At 40.5% G+C, this 15,719-nt stretch carries 17 protein-coding genes; 13 read left to right on the forward strand and 4 right to left on the reverse strand.

Going from position 1 to position 15,719, the window contains the following annotated elements:
* Window positions 1-120: 120 nt before the first annotated feature.
* The 10 genes from liaF to HNR53_RS19490 all read left to right on the forward strand — a co-directional run bounded on the left by liaF (window position 121) and on the right by HNR53_RS19490 (window position 8,927).
* Complete coding sequence (liaF, locus tag HNR53_RS19445; RefSeq protein ID WP_184529179.1) at window positions 121-849, forward strand: cell wall-active antibiotics response protein LiaF; 729 nt, start codon at window positions 121-123, stop codon at window positions 847-849.
* Window positions 846-1,877 (forward strand): sensor histidine kinase, encoded by a 1,032-nt coding sequence (locus HNR53_RS19450; RefSeq protein WP_184529181.1) that lies wholly within the window; start codon window positions 846-848, stop codon window positions 1,875-1,877. Before liaF ends, HNR53_RS19450 begins: the two co-directional genes overlap by 4 nt.
* Window position 1,878: 1 nt before the next feature.
* Entirely contained in the window at window positions 1,879-2,511 is a 633-nt protein-coding gene (locus HNR53_RS19455; protein WP_184529183.1) for a response regulator transcription factor, read from the forward strand.
* 26 nt (window positions 2,512-2,537) lie between these two features.
* Window positions 2,538-3,161 (forward strand): precorrin-2 dehydrogenase/sirohydrochlorin ferrochelatase family protein, encoded by a 624-nt coding sequence (locus HNR53_RS19460; RefSeq protein ID WP_184529184.1) that lies wholly within the window; start codon window positions 2,538-2,540, stop codon window positions 3,159-3,161.
* Between the two features lie 195 nt (window positions 3,162-3,356).
* Window positions 3,357-4,640 (forward strand): right-handed parallel beta-helix repeat-containing protein, encoded by a 1,284-nt coding sequence (locus tag HNR53_RS19465; RefSeq protein ID WP_184529186.1) that lies wholly within the window; start codon window positions 3,357-3,359, stop codon window positions 4,638-4,640.
* Window positions 4,637-5,122, forward strand: a complete 486-nt coding sequence (locus tag HNR53_RS19470) for a nitrous oxide reductase accessory protein NosL (protein WP_246439699.1) — start codon at window positions 4,637-4,639, stop codon at window positions 5,120-5,122. Before HNR53_RS19465 ends, HNR53_RS19470 begins: the two co-directional genes overlap by 4 nt.
* 53 nt (window positions 5,123-5,175) lie before the next feature.
* A complete protein-coding gene (locus HNR53_RS19475) occupies window positions 5,176-5,988 on the forward strand; it encodes an ABC transporter permease (RefSeq protein ID WP_184529188.1) in 813 nt (270 codons plus the stop codon).
* Window positions 5,985-6,683 (forward strand): ATP-binding cassette domain-containing protein, encoded by a 699-nt coding sequence (locus tag HNR53_RS19480; protein WP_184529190.1) that lies wholly within the window; start codon window positions 5,985-5,987, stop codon window positions 6,681-6,683. Before HNR53_RS19475 ends, HNR53_RS19480 begins: the two co-directional genes overlap by 4 nt.
* Window positions 6,684-6,896: 213 nt before the next feature.
* Window positions 6,897-8,231, forward strand: coding sequence for an oligosaccharide flippase family protein (locus tag HNR53_RS19485; RefSeq protein ID WP_184529192.1), 1,335 nt, complete (start codon window positions 6,897-6,899; stop codon window positions 8,229-8,231).
* 183 nt (window positions 8,232-8,414) lie between these two features.
* Entirely contained in the window at window positions 8,415-8,927 is a 513-nt protein-coding gene (locus tag HNR53_RS19490; RefSeq protein WP_184529194.1) for an acyl-CoA thioesterase, read from the forward strand.
* A 45-nt stretch (window positions 8,928-8,972) separates the two neighbouring features.
* On the opposite strand, the gene mscL is transcribed toward HNR53_RS19490, so the two are convergent.
* From mscL to HNR53_RS19505, 3 genes are all read right to left on the reverse strand, one after another.
* Window positions 8,973-9,356, reverse strand: coding sequence for a large conductance mechanosensitive channel protein MscL (gene mscL / locus HNR53_RS19495; RefSeq protein ID WP_184529196.1), 384 nt, complete (start codon window positions 9,354-9,356; stop codon window positions 8,973-8,975).
* A gap of 48 nt (window positions 9,357-9,404) precedes the next feature.
* Window positions 9,405-9,677, reverse strand: coding sequence for an acylphosphatase (locus HNR53_RS19500; protein ID WP_184529198.1), 273 nt, complete (start codon window positions 9,675-9,677; stop codon window positions 9,405-9,407).
* A gap of 88 nt (window positions 9,678-9,765) precedes the next feature.
* On the reverse strand, window positions 9,766-10,998 hold the full coding sequence (locus tag HNR53_RS19505) for an aminopeptidase (protein WP_184529200.1): 1,233 nt from the start codon (window positions 10,996-10,998) through the stop codon (window positions 9,766-9,768).
* Between the two features lie 222 nt (window positions 10,999-11,220).
* Here HNR53_RS19505 and HNR53_RS19510 point away from each other — a divergent pair, with 222 nt between their 5' ends.
* Window positions 11,221-13,410 (forward strand): DNA topoisomerase III, encoded by a 2,190-nt coding sequence (locus HNR53_RS19510; protein WP_184529202.1) that lies wholly within the window; start codon window positions 11,221-11,223, stop codon window positions 13,408-13,410.
* 58 nt (window positions 13,411-13,468) lie between these two features.
* Here the strand turns inward: HNR53_RS19510 and HNR53_RS19515 are convergent, their stop codons facing one another.
* Window positions 13,469-13,633: a hypothetical protein gene (locus tag HNR53_RS19515; protein WP_184529265.1), complete on the reverse strand. Its 165-nt coding sequence runs from the start codon at window positions 13,631-13,633 to the stop codon at window positions 13,469-13,471.
* Window positions 13,634-14,082: 449 nt separating this feature from the next.
* Here HNR53_RS19515 and motA point away from each other — a divergent pair, with 449 nt between their 5' ends.
* Window positions 14,083-14,883: a flagellar motor stator protein MotA gene (motA, locus tag HNR53_RS19520; RefSeq protein WP_184529204.1), complete on the forward strand. Its 801-nt coding sequence runs from the start codon at window positions 14,083-14,085 to the stop codon at window positions 14,881-14,883.
* Entirely contained in the window at window positions 14,870-15,658 is a 789-nt protein-coding gene (motB, locus tag HNR53_RS19525) for a flagellar motor protein MotB (protein ID WP_184529206.1), read from the forward strand. The genes motA and motB overlap by 14 nt, the downstream gene beginning before the upstream one ends.
* The last annotated feature ends 61 nt before the right edge of the window (window positions 15,659-15,719 follow it).

Below are 15,719 nucleotides of genomic sequence, written 5' to 3' on the forward strand. Positions count from 1 at the left end.
CCGGCGGATGCCTCGGATTTTTAAAGGAAATTTATCGAGCGAGCTCAGGTATTATCCGGGCGCAAATTCGCCGAGCCGAATTTGATCAATCCTGCTATAACAAGAAGGGAGGAAAGACGGTTGTTTCAGAAGCTTAAAAGCGATTATCTCAGCTGGATTATGTTAATCGGGGCATTTTTTCTTTTATTAGATATATTCTTTTTTAACCGTGGTTCCATTTTCTCTCTTATTGTTGCAGCAGGAATGATTTATTTAGGCAGAAAGTGGCTGCCAAAGATGAGAGGAAAGCTACTGTTTGCGGCAGGGATCATTTTCTTAGCGGTCAATGCGCTCAATATGCTTGTCATCAAATTCCTTTTTCTTGCCCTTTTAGGTGTATATATTTATCAGTACGCGCAAAGGAAAAAGCATCCTGATAAAATCACTCCGATCATTCATCAAGCACAGAAGCGTTCTGCCAACATAGTGGCAGCCAAACCATTGTTTCAAAACCGTTTATTCGGAGGGCAAAAGACGCCGGATCACGTATATGAATGGAACGATATCAATATTTATAACGGCTTTGGTGATTCAGTCATCGATCTAAGTTATACCGTTCTGCCAAAGGGCGAATCAGTTATTTTTATCCGCAGCGTGATGGGAAAAGTAACGATCCTTGTTCCGTATGATATTGAAATTAGTGTTCATCATTCTGTTTTATTCGGCAGTGTCAGAATTTTTGATTATGAGGAATGTGCTTTATTCAACAAATTACTCACGATTCATACGGAAGATTATGAGCATGCGAAGCAAAAGGTCAAAATCTTCACCTCGACCATGATTGGGGATATTGAGGTGAAACGGGTATGAATATCATAACACGCCAAATTATAGTTGGAACAGGGTTGGCCTTAGCCTTATTTCTTCTCGTGTGCGGTTCCGTCTTTTTTGTTTTTCCCCTTCGGGACTTGCGCGAGCTATGGGAAAGAAATGTATTGGATATTCCGTTTATCCTTTTTGTTCCAAGCGTCAGTATTGCCGCAGGGATCCTGTTTGGGATGATGTCAGGGGTCTATTGGAAAAAGCAATTCCAATCCGTCGATGATTTGCTGCATCAATTAGAAGAAAGCCGTCCGCTTGAATTGGACAGAGCCCTCCCGGAAGAATTAACCGTCATTACGAAAAGAGTGGCAAACATCCAAAGACAAATCACCGAGCAGACGAAGCTTTCGCAGCGAATCGTCAAGGAAGCGGCAGAAGATCACGAAAATCGAATGCAGGAAATTATCTTCGAAGAGCGCAACCGGCTGGCACGCGAGCTTCATGATTCGGTCAGCCAGCAGTTATTTGCGGCCTCGATGCTGATGTCTGCGATCACTGAGGCAAAGCCAGCATCTGATGACAGGGAAACGAATCAGTTAAAAATGGTCGAATCTATGATCCATCAGTCACAGCTGGAGATGAGGGCGCTGCTCCTGCATTTGCGTCCTGTCGCATTAAAAGGAAAAACATTGCAGGAGGGCGTGAAAGAACTGCTGCTTGAACTGAAACAAAAGGTTACCATGGATATTGAATGGAAGATGGAGGATTTCCCTGTTGATAAAGGGATCGAAGACCATTTGTTCCGCATCCTGCAGGAGTCCGTCTCCAATACACTGCGTCATGCTAAAGCCAGCCAGCTGGAGGTTTTTCTCGTCAAGCGGGATGGATATATTATCTTAAGAGTCTCCGATGATGGGGTTGGATTTAATCAGGATGAGAATAAAGCCGGTTCTTACGGGCTGCAAAATATGTATGAACGGGCAAGGGAAATTGGCGGTAATTTAAAAATAATCTCGCTCCCTAATCAAGGAACACGCCTTGAGGTAAAAATACCGAACTTAATGGATGGTGAATGATTTGATAAAAGTGCTTTTTGTAGATGATCATGAGATGGTCCGCATTGGTGTTTCCTCCTATTTATCAGCTCAGCCTGATATTGAAGTCGTTGCTGAGGCTGATAATGGAAAAACCGCCATCGATTTGGCCCTGTCTTTAAGACCGGATATCATCTTAATGGATCTGGTCATGAAGGAAATGGATGGGATTGAAGCAACAAGAAACATTATCGCCAAATGGCCTAATGCCAAAATTATTATTGTGACGAGTTTCTTGGACGATGAAAAGGTATATCCTGCGCTGGAGGCTGGTGCCACCAGCTATATGCTGAAAACCTCAAAAGCAAGTGAAATCGCCGATGCTGTGCGGCAAACCTATCAAGGGCAGTCCGTTTTAGAGCCGGAAGTGACGGGGAAAATGATGCTGAAAATGAGACAAAAGCAAAACACGGAGCTTCATGAGGAATTAACAGGCAGGGAAATGGAAATTCTTTTGCAAATGGCTGAAGGAAAAAGTAATCAGGAAATAGCAGACGAGCTGTACATTGCCTTAAAAACAGTGAAAACCCATGTCAGCAATATCCTTAGCAAGCTGCAGGTACAGGACCGCACCCAAGCCGTGATTTATGCCTTCAAGCATTCGCTGGTAAAATAAATATAGATGAAGAAAGGGAGATGAGAATGGAGTATTATCCGGTTCATCTTCAATTGCAAGGCAAAAAAACTGTTATGATCGGCGGTGGGAAGATTGCTGAACGGAAAACAGCCGGGCTTCTATCAGCGGGGGCTGAGGTAACGGTGATCAGTCCGGATCTGACAGAGAGAATGCAGTCTTTTTTACAAGAAGGAAAAATGAAGTGGAAGAAAAAGCGGTTCTCCCCGGAGGATATTCATGATGCCTTCCTCATTATTGCGGCAGCGAATGATCCGGACGTGAATTTGGCTGTAAAAAAAGCAGCCTCCGGGAATCAGTTGTTGTCCCTGTGTGACAATCCGGAGGAATCGAACTTTATTTTACCATCTGTCATCAGGCAGGGAAGACTAACGATCACCATATCAACCTCTGGTGCCAGTCCCATGCTGGCCAAAAAGATTAAAACAGAGATTTCAGCTCAGTATGGTTCTGAATACAAAGATTATGTTGATTTTTTATTTAAAACGCGTAAATGGATCCTGGAAGAAATAAAAGAACCGGGGTTAAAGCGGCAGTTACTTTCGGCAATTACCGAGGAAGACTTTTTACATAGCAGCAATAGAGAAAAAGATTTTGCCGATCTAATGATTCAATGGAGGAACGAAATATAAATGACAGGGGCTGCTCATAAAAATAGGCAGCTCTTTTTTTATACCAGAATGGTTCTGTCAAAAAACAGACAAAAATAAGCATCTCAGTCCTTGAATTTGTGAAGAAAAAATAGATTTTTGTATGTTCATTTCACAAATTTCACATAAGTAATTGTTATACTGAACATAGGCTAATTGATTTAGGAGGATGAATAAATGAACAGATGGGGCCTATTATTAGGAATTCTGTTTCTCATCTTGTATGCGGTTCCAAGTAATTCACATGCTGAAGGAACATTGCAGCAGCAGATAGATGCTGTACCGAGCGGCGGAACAATCCTGTTAAAGGATCAAGTATATGAAGAAACCATTGTTTTGTCCAAACCGATAACGGTCGAAGGGACTGCCGGAACTAAAATAAAAGCCTGTTCAAAGGAACCGGTTATTGCCATCACTGGTCAGAATGTCACGCTGAAAAACCTTCAGGTTGAAAACTGCAGTACAGTGAAAGCAACAACGGCGATAGCTGTAAGCGGTGAAAAGCATCAATTGGAAGATTTGCAAATCACAGCAAATGAATTTGGTATTAAGTTAAACGGTGTGAGTCTTTCGACCATTACCAATATTATATTGACGGGAAAAGGCAAGGAAAATGGCATCGATCTATGGGAATCATCTGATAATATGATTTCAAAGGCAAAGATCCATCGTGTACAGGACGGTGTTTACCTGGAAAAGAGCCACCGTAATAAAATCATAGAAAATGATATACAGGATTCTCGATATGGTATCCACTTGATGTTTTGCGATCAAACCGAAGTGTTAGGTAACCTTTCGAAGAATAATTCTACCGGGATCATGATTATGGGCACGAAAGATACCATTGTAGAAAATAACAAACTGTTGGAAAACAATAAGAATGTCCATGCACAAGGGATTTTATTATACGATGGGATCAATACCAGGATAATAAACAATCAAGTCAGCACGAATCGCGTTGGAATCTTTGTCGATCATGCCAATGGGAATTTTATTGAACAGAATCTATGGTCTGAGAATTTTATCGGGATGCAAATGAATCAATCACATGAAAATACTGTCCGCCATAACAGCTTTATCGGCAATGTCAATGACTCCCAGGCTGTCAACAGTAAGGGTAATACGATTGAACAGAATTACTGGGATCAATCATTGAAATTGGATCAGGAAGGGAATGGCATAAGTATCATTCCATTTGCATCCGATCCTTACTTTTTAGCATTAAGCAGCTATAACCCGGAATATCAGCTATTTTTTCATTCTCCGGGAATGATCGTGCTGCAAAAATTAATGAAAAGTGATGAAAAGGCTCTGCTCAGGGATGAAAGCCCGAGAATGACTCCGTACGTAGGAATTGAACAGGAGGAGAACGCCGATACCCTGTTGTGGATTTTGAGCTTCACGATGATTATGGTTGGTGCGCTATTTTTTATTAGGGGAAGGAGACGTGTTTTATCATGAAAAAATGGTTCTTAACATCTTTTACCTTTGCGGTAATGCTCTTCATCATTTCCGGATGTGGCAATAAAGAAATTGAACCGCGGGCCATTGATGAAAAAAACGATAAATGTGTCCAATGTAATATGGCAGTGGCTGATGATCAATTTGCCACTCAATTAGTAACAGAAAAGGGACAGATTTTTACGTTCGATGATATCGGTTGTATGTTCCAATGGAAGGAACAGAATCAAAATGAAAAAATCGCTGCCGAATTTGTTCGTGACTATGAAACTTTAGAATGGATTAAGCTTGATGAAGCGTTTTATGTCTATCATAAAGAAATTTATACTCCGATGGCCTACAATGTTGTTTCTTTCGCAACAGAAGAAAATGCTAAGAAATTTGCCGCTGAATACGGTGCTGAGATGATGAAAGGCACTGAAATTAATGAACATAGCTGGGGAATGAGTGAGGAAGGAATGGAAGGACATTCTCATGAATAGTACCTGGGAGAGATGGGATTGCTCTCAATTTTTTTGAAACGGGGCATGTGAAAATGGGGACAATTTGTCAATTTGAATGGAGAAAGATGCTGCGCCAGAAATCGTCCTATTTATTCCTCGTCTTATGGACGTTTGTGCTATTGCTTATTTTTCTTTTAGTGAAAGGTTCACCGGTAACGGCTGATTATACGAATATCACAGGGACGGCAGTGAACTTACTGCTTTATTTACTGCCGCTGTTTATGCTGATTACTGGTTCATTTGCCATTGCTGCCGAAATGGAGAATGGACAGTGGAAGCTTTTGAACACATATCCTGTTACCGCTCTTTCTTATTTAAGCGGAAAGCTTATCGGGCAGTTGATCGCCCAGACGGTTGTATTCACGTTAAGCTTTGGGATTAGTCTGTTAGCAGGATTAGTATTTCAAGTCAGTGTCAGCATGAAATGGGTGCTGGCGATCTATTTATTTTCTATTCTGCTTCAGTCTGTTTTTCTTGTCATCGGTGTAACAGCAGGGGCATTTGCCAAAACCAGGTGGCAGGCTTTATCGGTTTCGGTAGTGATCTGGTTTGTCTTCATTATGATTTGGCCGACACTGTTAATCAGTGTTTTAAATCTAGTGCCTTATCAGCTGCTTTCGCCAGTTATCCATGTGGCAACGGTCTTGAATCCTGCTGAATTGCTGCGGGTTGTTTTTGTCGTTCAGATGGGCGGCGGTGCTGTGTTCGGACAGGCCTACGATGTACTTGTTACATTTATCAAAAAAGATTATGCCTTATATATTTTATTGTTTTATATGATTTTCATTTCAACTCTCTTTATTTGGCTGGCATCATGGAGATTAGAAAGGAGAAGAGCGGCGTGAGTTTATTAGAAGTAAAAGACATATCCAAAATCTATAAAAGCAAAACAGCCCTTTCTCCGCTTTCTTTAGAAGCAGCAGAAGGAGAATGCCTTGTTTTAGCCGGAGGGAACGGAGCCGGGAAAAGCACGCTTCTTTATTTGCTTTCAGGAATTTTGTCACCTTCAAGTGGAAGGATTATGTTAAATCATATCGATTTACACAAAAATCGGAAACAGTATGTGAAGGAAATTGGGTATATGCCGGATGACTTTCAGGCGGAGCAAACGCTAAGCGTAGAAGAATTTCTCTCTTTTTATGCGTCACTCCGTCATGTCGGAAAGGACAGAGTACGGGCAGTAATTGACCGTATTGGTTTAGAAGAACAAGCACGGACCCGCATCAGCAAGCTGTCAAAGGGGATGCGTCAGCGCCTGATTTTCGGGCAGGCTATTCTCTCAAAGCCGGCTTTATTATTGCTGGATGAGCCGACGAACGGGTTGGATCCGTATTGGGTAAATGTTTTTGTTAAACTTATCAAAGAGATTCAAAAGGACGGAACGATTGTCATTTTTTCTACCCATATGATGGATGTTGCCGCAGATGCCGCCGATCGGATTTTTTTTATGAAGGACGGACAGGTAATAGATGAATTATCAGGAGAAGAACAAAAGGATAAACTGACGATGAAGCTTCTCAAGCTGCATCGTCAATCATAGATTGAAGAGGCTGACTTTGGACTAGGAGTCAGTCTTCTTTTTTTACATGAATCACAAATATTCCGAAGACTTGTCTCATATGTTGTATAGAGTTAGTTTACAAGGACTAAAGCTGCCTGCCTCAGCTTGAAAGAGGTTTGCTTTCCATGCCGTTTGAAATGAAAGAAGGGGTCTCGGACTTCTCTTTCTTAGCATTTGTAAAGGGAGAGGTATATGAATTCATTTTTAAAAGGGACATTGATGCTCATTGGCGCAGCATTTATTGGGGAATGTGTAGAATTTCTCATAAATATGGTTTTGGCAAGGGAGCTGGGGGAAAAGGGATTGGGAATGTATATGTCGATCATGCCGACCGTTTTTCTTATTGTCCTTCTCGCCAGCTTCGAAATGCCTGTCTCAATTTCGAAATTTATTGCGGAAAAGGATACTAGAATCCATCAAAGTATGCTGAGTCATGTTTTGAAGTGGACCATTATCTTGACCGCGATCCTCATGCTGATCACATCAATTGTGCTGCCGTTTATCCCTGCGTTTGATGAGTACCATCCAATCTTTAGATGGCTGATACTGGTGTTAATTCCGATTGTTTCATTTACTTCCATTGCCCGGGGTTATTTTATGGGCCGCTCGCAAATGAGCAAAATTGCCATTGCGAATTTCCTCCGTAAACTTGTACAGCTGGCATTGCTTGTTTATTTATTCCGTCTCTTTGATTTTGAGTTAAATGCCGCTGTTTTAATTTCCTTCTGTACCCTGATCGGCAGTGATTTAGTTGTGTTTCTCTATCTATTTCATGTGTTTATGATTCAATATCAATATATGAAGAAGCAGCCTTCCCGGAGATTACACGGGAAAGTGGTCATGAAAAATTTAATGCAGGTCTCGATTCCCACTACGGCATTAAGGGTGTTTCATGCTTTTACCTCGGCATTCCAGCCCTTTTTGATTACAGGCGCCTTGTTTTATGCCGGTGTTAGCAAGGACCTGGCCACAGAACAGTTTGGAATGGTTGCCGGTGTAGCGATGACGATTGGCATGTTTCCGGCATTCATCTCCCATTCCTTTATGATTATGCTCATTCCGACGATTTCGAAGGCGAATGCAGAAAGAAATGTCGCACAATTACAAAAGTTACTGCGTCAAGTGATGATATTAACCTTGCTTTATGGGATTCCAACCGTGCTGGTTTGCTATTTTTTTGCTGAACCATTGACGACCACCTTTTTTCACTCGACAGGTGCAGCCCGTTACCTGCAGCTGCTTTGTCCCTGCTTTTTGTTTCACTTTTTTGTTATGCCGCTGCAGGCCTATTTAATCGGTCTGGGGCTGATGAAGGAAGCGTTTATTCATGGAGTATGGTCAACGATTATTGCCTTTGCCATCATTTATCTGCTTGGCTCGAATAGTCAATTTCAAATGGATGGAGTAATCATTGGCATTAATGCAGAGGTAATCCTGCTCTCTCTGCTTCATTATGTAACAGTTTGTAAAAAAATCGGCGTCTCAGTCTGGATGCTTCCTCCGAATAGCCTTAAATCCCAGCCATGACTATTGTTAAACTACTGCTTGGAAAAAGGTATTGTTCCTTATCTTTTTAACTGTATTTATCGTGTAAACAGTAATTAAATAAGACGTAAGGAGGATTTTGCCAATGGTCTTTTGGGATATCGCAGAAAGTTTGATATGATTAGAATAAAATGGATACATTGTTATCTGAAAGAGGAGTTTATAATGGTAAAATCTAGATTGTGCAGAGAAACATTAGCGGTTAAAACAAGTCTTGTATCACCACCAGACACGAATGTAAATGGGACCATGTTTGGCGGAAAATTGATGGCCTATATTGATGATATAGCGGCCATTGCAGCGATGCGCCATGCACGGAGAACAGTTGTGACGGCCTCAAATGACTCTGTAGACTTTCTCCATCCTATTTTTCAAGGGAATTCCGTTTGTCTCGAGGCATTTGTTACGTATACCGGCACATCTTCAATGGAAGTGTTTGTCAGGGTGATTTCTGAAAATATGCTGTCAGGGGAACGCAATGTATGTGCCATATCATTTCTTACCTTTGTTGCCCTTGATGAAAATGGAAAACCAACTCCTGTTCCGAAAATTATTCCTGAATCAGAGGAGGAAAAGCATTTATACGAAACCGCTAAAGAAAGATTAGAAATTCGAAAAAAACGCAGGAAAGACAGTGAAGAAAGAGCAAAAGAATTTGGGGCCGGATTACCCTGGTAAGAAAAAAGGCTAAAAAGGAAGACATTTTTCCTTTCTAGCCTTTTTTTAATTATCTTGCTGTCTTTCTTTTAACAGGTCACGAATTTCTGCCAGCAATTCTTCTGAAGTCGGACCTGCAGGCGCTGGTGCAGTTTCCTCTTCTTTTTTCTTAAACCGGCTTAAAAGACGGATGACGAAGAAGATAGAGAAAGCAATAATAAAGAAATCAACAACTGACTGAATAAATATCCCATATTTAATTTCAGCATCCAGAAAGGTATAAGATAGCTTTGAGAAACTGATACCGCCAAGCAGCAGCCCTACAAGGGGCATAATCAAATCCTGAACAAGGGATGTCACAATTTTCCCAAACGCAGTTCCAATGACAACACCGACAGCTAAATCGATAACATTGCCTTTCATAGCAAATTTCTTAAACTCAGACCACATATTTATGCTCCTAGATGTAAATTATTATTTTTAGAATGTGAAGCATTATCAATACTTAATCGTGAATGAATGAAAATGTTCAATCTGATCCATTTCCGTAATCTCCATGTTATTGATCTTAGAAAAAGGATTGCCTTTGCGCAGTTCCTCCGTAAAAGGCTCAAGCTGGTCATTGGTCCCCAGTGCAATGATTTCCACTGACCCATCCGGCAGGTTCTTTGCCCAGCCTTTTACCCCATATTGGACAGCTTTCATTTGTGAAAAGTAACGATAGCCCACGCCCTGTACTTTTCCAAAAACAATGATGTGCAACTGGATCATTTCTACCCCTCCGCTTTAATTACAAATAAGCTTTGCTTCTCTAATCTTTCCACAAATGGAAGGATGTTGCAAGCCTTCAGGAATAAAGTTAAAATGCCCAGTCCCCGTTTCGGAAAACAGGTTCCGCTGTTCCCTCCGCTGTAATCCCATCAATATTCATTTCTGCAGAACCGATCATAAAGTCAACATGGGTAATACTTTCATTTAGACCATTTGCTTTCAGTTCATCTTGTGACATAGACTTTCCGCCTTCAATACAGAACGCATAGGCACTGCCGATAGCTAGGTGATTAGAAGCATTCTCATCAAATAGCGTATTAAAGAAAAGAATATTCGATTGCGAAATAGGAGAGTTATACGGAACAAGTGCTACTTCTCCTAAATAATGTGATCCCTCGTCTGTAGCGACCAGTTGTTTCAATATTTCTTCACCTTGCTTCGCTTTGACATCAATAATTTTGCCTGCTTCAAAGGTCAGGGTGAATTCATCAATGATATTACCGCCATAGCTTAAAGGCTTAGTGCTGGATACAGTTCCGTTGACTCCAGTTTTATTCGGAACAGTAAAGACTTCTTCTGTCGGCATATTGGCCATGAACTCAAAGCCCTTTTCATTAATACTGCCGGCACCGCACCATATATGCTTTTCCGGAAGTTCAATTGTTAAATCTGTTCCAGGTGCCGTATAATGAAGCTTTTTATATTTTTTACTGTTTAAATAGTTCACTTTTTCATGCAGTGTCTCATCGTGCTGCTTCCACGCAGCAATTGGGTTTTCTTGATCCACTCTGGTTGTCGTGAAGATGGCTTCCCATAGCTTGGCCATTCTTTTTTCTGCCGCCTCATTTGGAAATACCATATCCGCCCAGCCTTGTGACGGTGCTGCAATAACGGTCCAACTGACCTTATCGGATTGGATATATTGCCGGTATTGTTTCAGGGCTGTGCCGGCTGCCTTTTGATAATTGGCGATTCTTTGAGAACTGACCCCTTTTAACAGAGCAGGGCTTGAGGAAACGACAGACATAAAGGCTGCGCCTTCTTCTGCGAGAGCGATCATTTCTTTGGCACGCCACTCTGGATATTCCTGAAAACTTTCATCTGGTGCTAAATCATATTTTAAACGGGTAACCACATCATCGTTCCAGTTGACAATAACATTCTTGGCGCCAACTTCATAGGCATTTTTGACAATGACCCGAATAAGTTCTTGAGCATCGAGTGCCGCATTTATCACAAGTGTTTGTCCTTTTTGCAAATTGACCCCAACTTTAACGGCTAGTTCCCCATACTTTTCTATTTTTTGTTGCAATTCGTTCATTGTTAACAGCTCCTTTGTCAAGATCTTCTTTACTATTGTAGCTTTTTCTGGGATAAAAGGAAAATTTGGAGCAGGGAAGAAGTAAAAGGAATACATCTTATTTCTGTTTGATTCCGGCTCATTAGCGGGCAGGTTTATCATTTCGTGCCATCTTGTTATTTTTTCAGGCTGACCGCTCTGTGCTATTATTACATTATGGATGTAAGAAAGGATGTTTAGTAAATGGCAAAAAGCTTAGTTTTAGCAGAAAAACCATCGGTAGCCCGTGACATTGCAAATGTTTTGAAGTGTACGAAAAAGGGAAACGGCTGGCTTGAAGGTGACAAATATATTGTCACATGGGCGTTAGGACACTTAGTCACACTTGCTGATCCGGAGAGCTATGATGTGAAATATAAAAGTTGGAAACTGGAAGACCTGCCAATGCTTCCGGAGCGTTTAAAATTAACAGTTATTAAACAAACAGGGAAGCAGTTTAATACCGTGAAATCCCAGATGGTACGCGGCGATGTATCAGAGATTATTATTGCCACAGATGCCGGACGCGAAGGGGAATTAGTGGCCCGTTGGATCATCGATAAAGCGAAAGTGAATAAACCAGTGAAACGTCTGTGGATTTCATCTGTTACAGATAAGGCGATTAAAGAAGGTTTTCAAAAATTGAAACCAGGCAAAGCCTATGAAGACTTATATGCCTCTGCTGTAGCACGTTCTGAAGCAGACTGGTATATCGGATTAAATGCGACACGGGCGCTGACAACAAAGCATAATGCGCAATTGAATTGCGGTCGTGTACAAACACCGACGATAGCGATGATTGCTGCTAGAGAAGATGAAATTAAAAACTTCAAGCCTCTGGACTACTATGGAATTGAAGCACAAACAGAATCGATTAAACTTACATGGCAAGATGTAAATGGCAATAGTCGAAGCTTTAATAAAGAAAAAATTGATAGCATCGTAAACTCTTTTGGAAAACAAGATGCAAAGGTTATCTCCATAGATCGTAAGCCTAAAAAATCTTTTGCACCAGGGCTTTATGATTTGACAGAATTACAAAGAGATGCGAATAAATCATTTGGTTTCTCAGCAAAAGAAACGTTAAATATCATGCAAAAATTATATGAACAGTATAAAGTTTTAACGTATCCACGAACAGATTCCAGATACATTTCAAACGATATCGTTTCCACTCTTCCAGAGCGCTTGAAGGCTTGTAGTGTTGGTGAGTATCGTTCTATTGCTAACAAGATTTTAACGAAACCGATTAAGACAAATAAATCATTTGTCGATGATTCGAAATTAAGCGATCATCACGCCATAATTCCTACTGAAGGTTTTGTGAATTTGTCATCTTTTAATGACAAAGAGCGTAAAATCTATGATTTAGTTATTAAACGTTTCCTAGCAGTCCTTTCGCCAGCACATGAATATGAACAATTAACAGTTCAAGCAGCGATCGGTAATGAAAAATTCATTGCTAAAGGTAAAACAGTGATTACTGCAGGTTGGAAAGAAGTATACTCAAATAAATACGATGATGAAGAATCAACAGATGATGTGAAGGAGCAATTATTACCTCATATTGAGAAAGGCGATTTATTAAAGACCAAGTTAATCGCTCAAACTTCAGGGCAAACAAAGCCTCCTGCACGCTTTACAGAAGCGACTTTACTATCAGCAATGGAAAACCCTACAAAGTATCTTGAAACCGGTGATAAGAAACTCGCAGACACCTTAAAATCGACTGGTGGGCTAGGGACAGTTGCAACACGTGCTGATATCATTGAAAAGCTATTTAACTCTTTCATGATTGAAAAGCGTGGTGGCAAGGAAATCTATATCACGTCTAAAGGTCGTCAACTTCTGAATTTAGTACCAAAAGAACTACGTTCCCCAGCGACAACAGCTGAATGGGAGCAAAAACTTGAATTGATTGCTAAAGGTAAATTGAAAAAAGATGTGTTCATCAATGAAATGAAAGAACACACAAGAGAAATAGTTGCAGAAATAAAAGGCAGCGACAAAAAATATAAGCATGACAATATCTCAACGAAATCATGTCCTGATTGTGGTAAGCCGATGCTTGAAGTGAATGGTAAAAAAGGTAAAATGCTTGTATGCCAAGATCGTGAATGTGGACATAGAAAAAATGTATCACGTGTCACAAACGCACGCTGTCCACAATGTAAAAAGAAAATGGAATTACGTGGTGAAGGAGAAGGCCAAATCTTCGCATGTAAATGCGGCTATCGTGAGAAGTTATCTGCTTTTGAAGCAAGACGCAAAAAAGAAGGTAACGGTAAATTGGATAAACGTAGTGTGCAAAAGTATTTAAAACAACAAGAAAAAGAAGCAGAACCGATTAATAATCCTTTTGCTGATGCATTAAAAAATCTTAAGCTGGATTGAAAATATAGGGACCGGACCTGCAGCGTTTTACTGCGGTCCTGGTCCCTTATTAGCGGTATCATACTTCATCTTCTTCGATGCGGTTTTTAAAAGCTTCTTGGGTGACCAATAGCTCCTCGTCCTCTTGCGCTTCTGTTGTATGGCGTTCAACTAATGTATGAGCAGGAAATTCACCAGGGTGATTTTTCTTTTTGTGATCAAAATATTTGCCGCGTCCCATCATTTTTCACTTCCTTTCCTCATTCTTTCACTATGTTTTGCATGGCGAAGGTTCTTTATGTAAGAAAAATGGTTGCTGTTTCGACATTTTTATGAAGGCGTTATCAACGTGTGAAATGATTCACAATTTGTTCATAGTAAAATAAAAGCAAACATACTATAATAGCATTATGAAACTCAGACATTCCAAGAGAATGTTGAGCCCTTCCCCTAATTTATGATATACGGATTTCGTTAAAAATAATGCTCTTCCCCCAAAGAGCATTATTTTTATTTTCTGCTATTTTTCATCTGATTCGTTTACATTTCCAGATTTTCTCCCATTTTTGTTCCGAACGAGAAATTGGCTCTTAATAATATTTGGTTTTTGTCGAAATAAATAATGATGATAAATAAAAATGATCATCGTGTTGGATGATACTGACATAGTTTGAAATAAGATGGGTGATGGACATGGATATAGCTACAATCATAGGATTACTTTTGGGCATTATTGCCATTGGAGTTGGGATGGTTTTAAAAGGGGCCAGCATATCTGTCTTAATAAATCCGGCGGCATTCTTAATTATTATTGCTGGAACCATCGCAGCGGTGGTGGTTGCTTTTCCAATTGCTGAATTGAAAAGGATACCGATGCTATTCCGGATTATTTTTAAAGAAGTAAAAACGACTGATACAGTGGAATTGATTAGATTGTTCACCGATCTAGCGCAGCTGGCCAGGAAAGAAGGTCTGCTCGCATTAGAAGTAAGGATCAATGAATTGGAGGATCCTTTTCTGCGTAATGGATTGTCATTGGCTGTTGATGGACAAAGTGCGGACTATATCCGAGATGTATTAACGGAAGAAATTGAGGCAATGGAAGAGAGACACAGGAGCGGTGCATTAATCTTTTCGCAGGCAGGTACATATGCTCCGACTTTAGGGGTTTTAGGAGCTGTCATCGGTTTGATCGCTGCTTTAAGTGATATGTCTAATTCGGATGCACTTGGACATGCGATCAGCTCGGCTTTCGTCGCCACGATGCTGGGTATTTTCACCGGATATGTCCTTTGGCATCCTTTTGCAAACAAGCTGAAAAGGAAATCAATGATTGAGTCTAATACAAAATATTTGATGATTGAAGGAATATTATCGATTCTTGAAGGAGAAGCACCGCGAGTCATTGAGCAAAAATTAGTCTCCTACCTTCCTTCACGTCAAAGAAACAAATTTTTTGCAGAAGGCAGTGTGACGAAGGATGAGAGAGCGTAGGAAAAAGAAGGCGGATGATCACATTGATGAAACATGGCTGCTCCCGTACTCCGATTTATTAACCTTATTGGTTGCTCTATTTATTGTGCTTTTTGCGATGAGTTCTGTCGATAATGATAAATTTCAATCTTTGTCCCATGCATTCAATGAAGAACTTAAGGGCGGGACAGGTCTATTAGAATATCCAAGTCCTCTGCCGGAGGGCAGTTTAGAATCCAGTGATAAGAATAGTGAAAAAAGACCGGAACAAACATCCGGGCAGTATGAAGAACAGCAGAAACTTGGCGTGATTCAAAATCGTGTAAATGCGTATATTGCTGAAAACGGACTGCAAAATTCATTGGAAACTTCTTTAACGAACGAGGGTTTATCCGTAACCATCCGTGACAATATCCTTTTTGATTCCGGCAGTGCCGATATCCGGCAAGAAAATTTAACGACGGCCAAGGAAATTTCCAATCTCTTAGTCATGGATGTTCCGAGAAATATTATTGTGAGCGGTCATACAGATAACGTTCCAATAAAAAACGCCCATTACCGATCCAATTGGGAGCTTAGTGTTATGCGGGCGATTAACTTCATGAGGCTATTATTGGAAAATGAGCGGCTGAATCCTGAATTATTCAGTGCAAATGGTCATGGAGAATTCGATCCGATCGCATCAAATGATACTGCTGCAGGGCGTGCGCAGAATCGAAGGGTTGAAATATTAATTCAACCGATTACTACAGACAGCAATAACACAGAAAATAATCAAACGGAAGTGAGAAACTGAGTCTTTTTTTGGCTCAGTTTTTTTGATCTGTCAGAAAAAAGAATAATTGTCGAATAAAGTC

The organism is Bacillus benzoevorans, from assembly GCF_014207535.1.
In the GTDB taxonomy this organism is placed as follows: domain Bacteria; phylum Bacillota; class Bacilli; order Bacillales; family Cytobacillaceae; genus Bacillus_BD; species Bacillus_BD benzoevorans.

Coding starts and splice junctions, on each gene's coding strand:
- HNR53_RS19450 (WP_184529181.1), top strand. CDS start 846: ATGAATATCATAACACGCCAAATTATAGTTGGAACAGGGTTGGCCTTA.
- HNR53_RS19460 (WP_184529184.1), top strand. CDS start 2,538: ATGGAGTATTATCCGGTTCATCTTCAATTGCAAGGCAAAAAAACTGTT.
- HNR53_RS19465 (WP_184529186.1), top strand. CDS start 3,357: ATGAACAGATGGGGCCTATTATTAGGAATTCTGTTTCTCATCTTGTAT.
- HNR53_RS19470 (WP_246439699.1), top strand. CDS start 4,637: ATGAAAAAATGGTTCTTAACATCTTTTACCTTTGCGGTAATGCTCTTC.
- HNR53_RS19475 (WP_184529188.1), top strand. CDS start 5,176: ATGGGGACAATTTGTCAATTTGAATGGAGAAAGATGCTGCGCCAGAAA.
- HNR53_RS19485 (WP_184529192.1), top strand. CDS start 6,897: ATGAATTCATTTTTAAAAGGGACATTGATGCTCATTGGCGCAGCATTT.
- HNR53_RS19490 (WP_184529194.1), top strand. CDS start 8,415: ATGGTAAAATCTAGATTGTGCAGAGAAACATTAGCGGTTAAAACAAGT.
- mscL (WP_184529196.1), bottom strand. CDS start 9,356: ATGTGGTCTGAGTTTAAGAAATTTGCTATGAAAGGCAATGTTATCGAT.
- HNR53_RS19500 (WP_184529198.1), bottom strand. CDS start 9,677: ATGATCCAGTTGCACATCATTGTTTTTGGAAAAGTACAGGGCGTGGGC.
- HNR53_RS19505 (WP_184529200.1), bottom strand. CDS start 10,998: ATGAACGAATTGCAACAAAAAATAGAAAAGTATGGGGAACTAGCCGTT.
- HNR53_RS19510 (WP_184529202.1), top strand. CDS start 11,221: ATGGCAAAAAGCTTAGTTTTAGCAGAAAAACCATCGGTAGCCCGTGAC.
- HNR53_RS19515 (WP_184529265.1), bottom strand. CDS start 13,633: ATGATGGGACGCGGCAAATATTTTGATCACAAAAAGAAAAATCACCCT.
- motA (WP_184529204.1), top strand. CDS start 14,083: ATGGATATAGCTACAATCATAGGATTACTTTTGGGCATTATTGCCATT.
- motB (WP_184529206.1), top strand. CDS start 14,870: ATGAGAGAGCGTAGGAAAAAGAAGGCGGATGATCACATTGATGAAACA.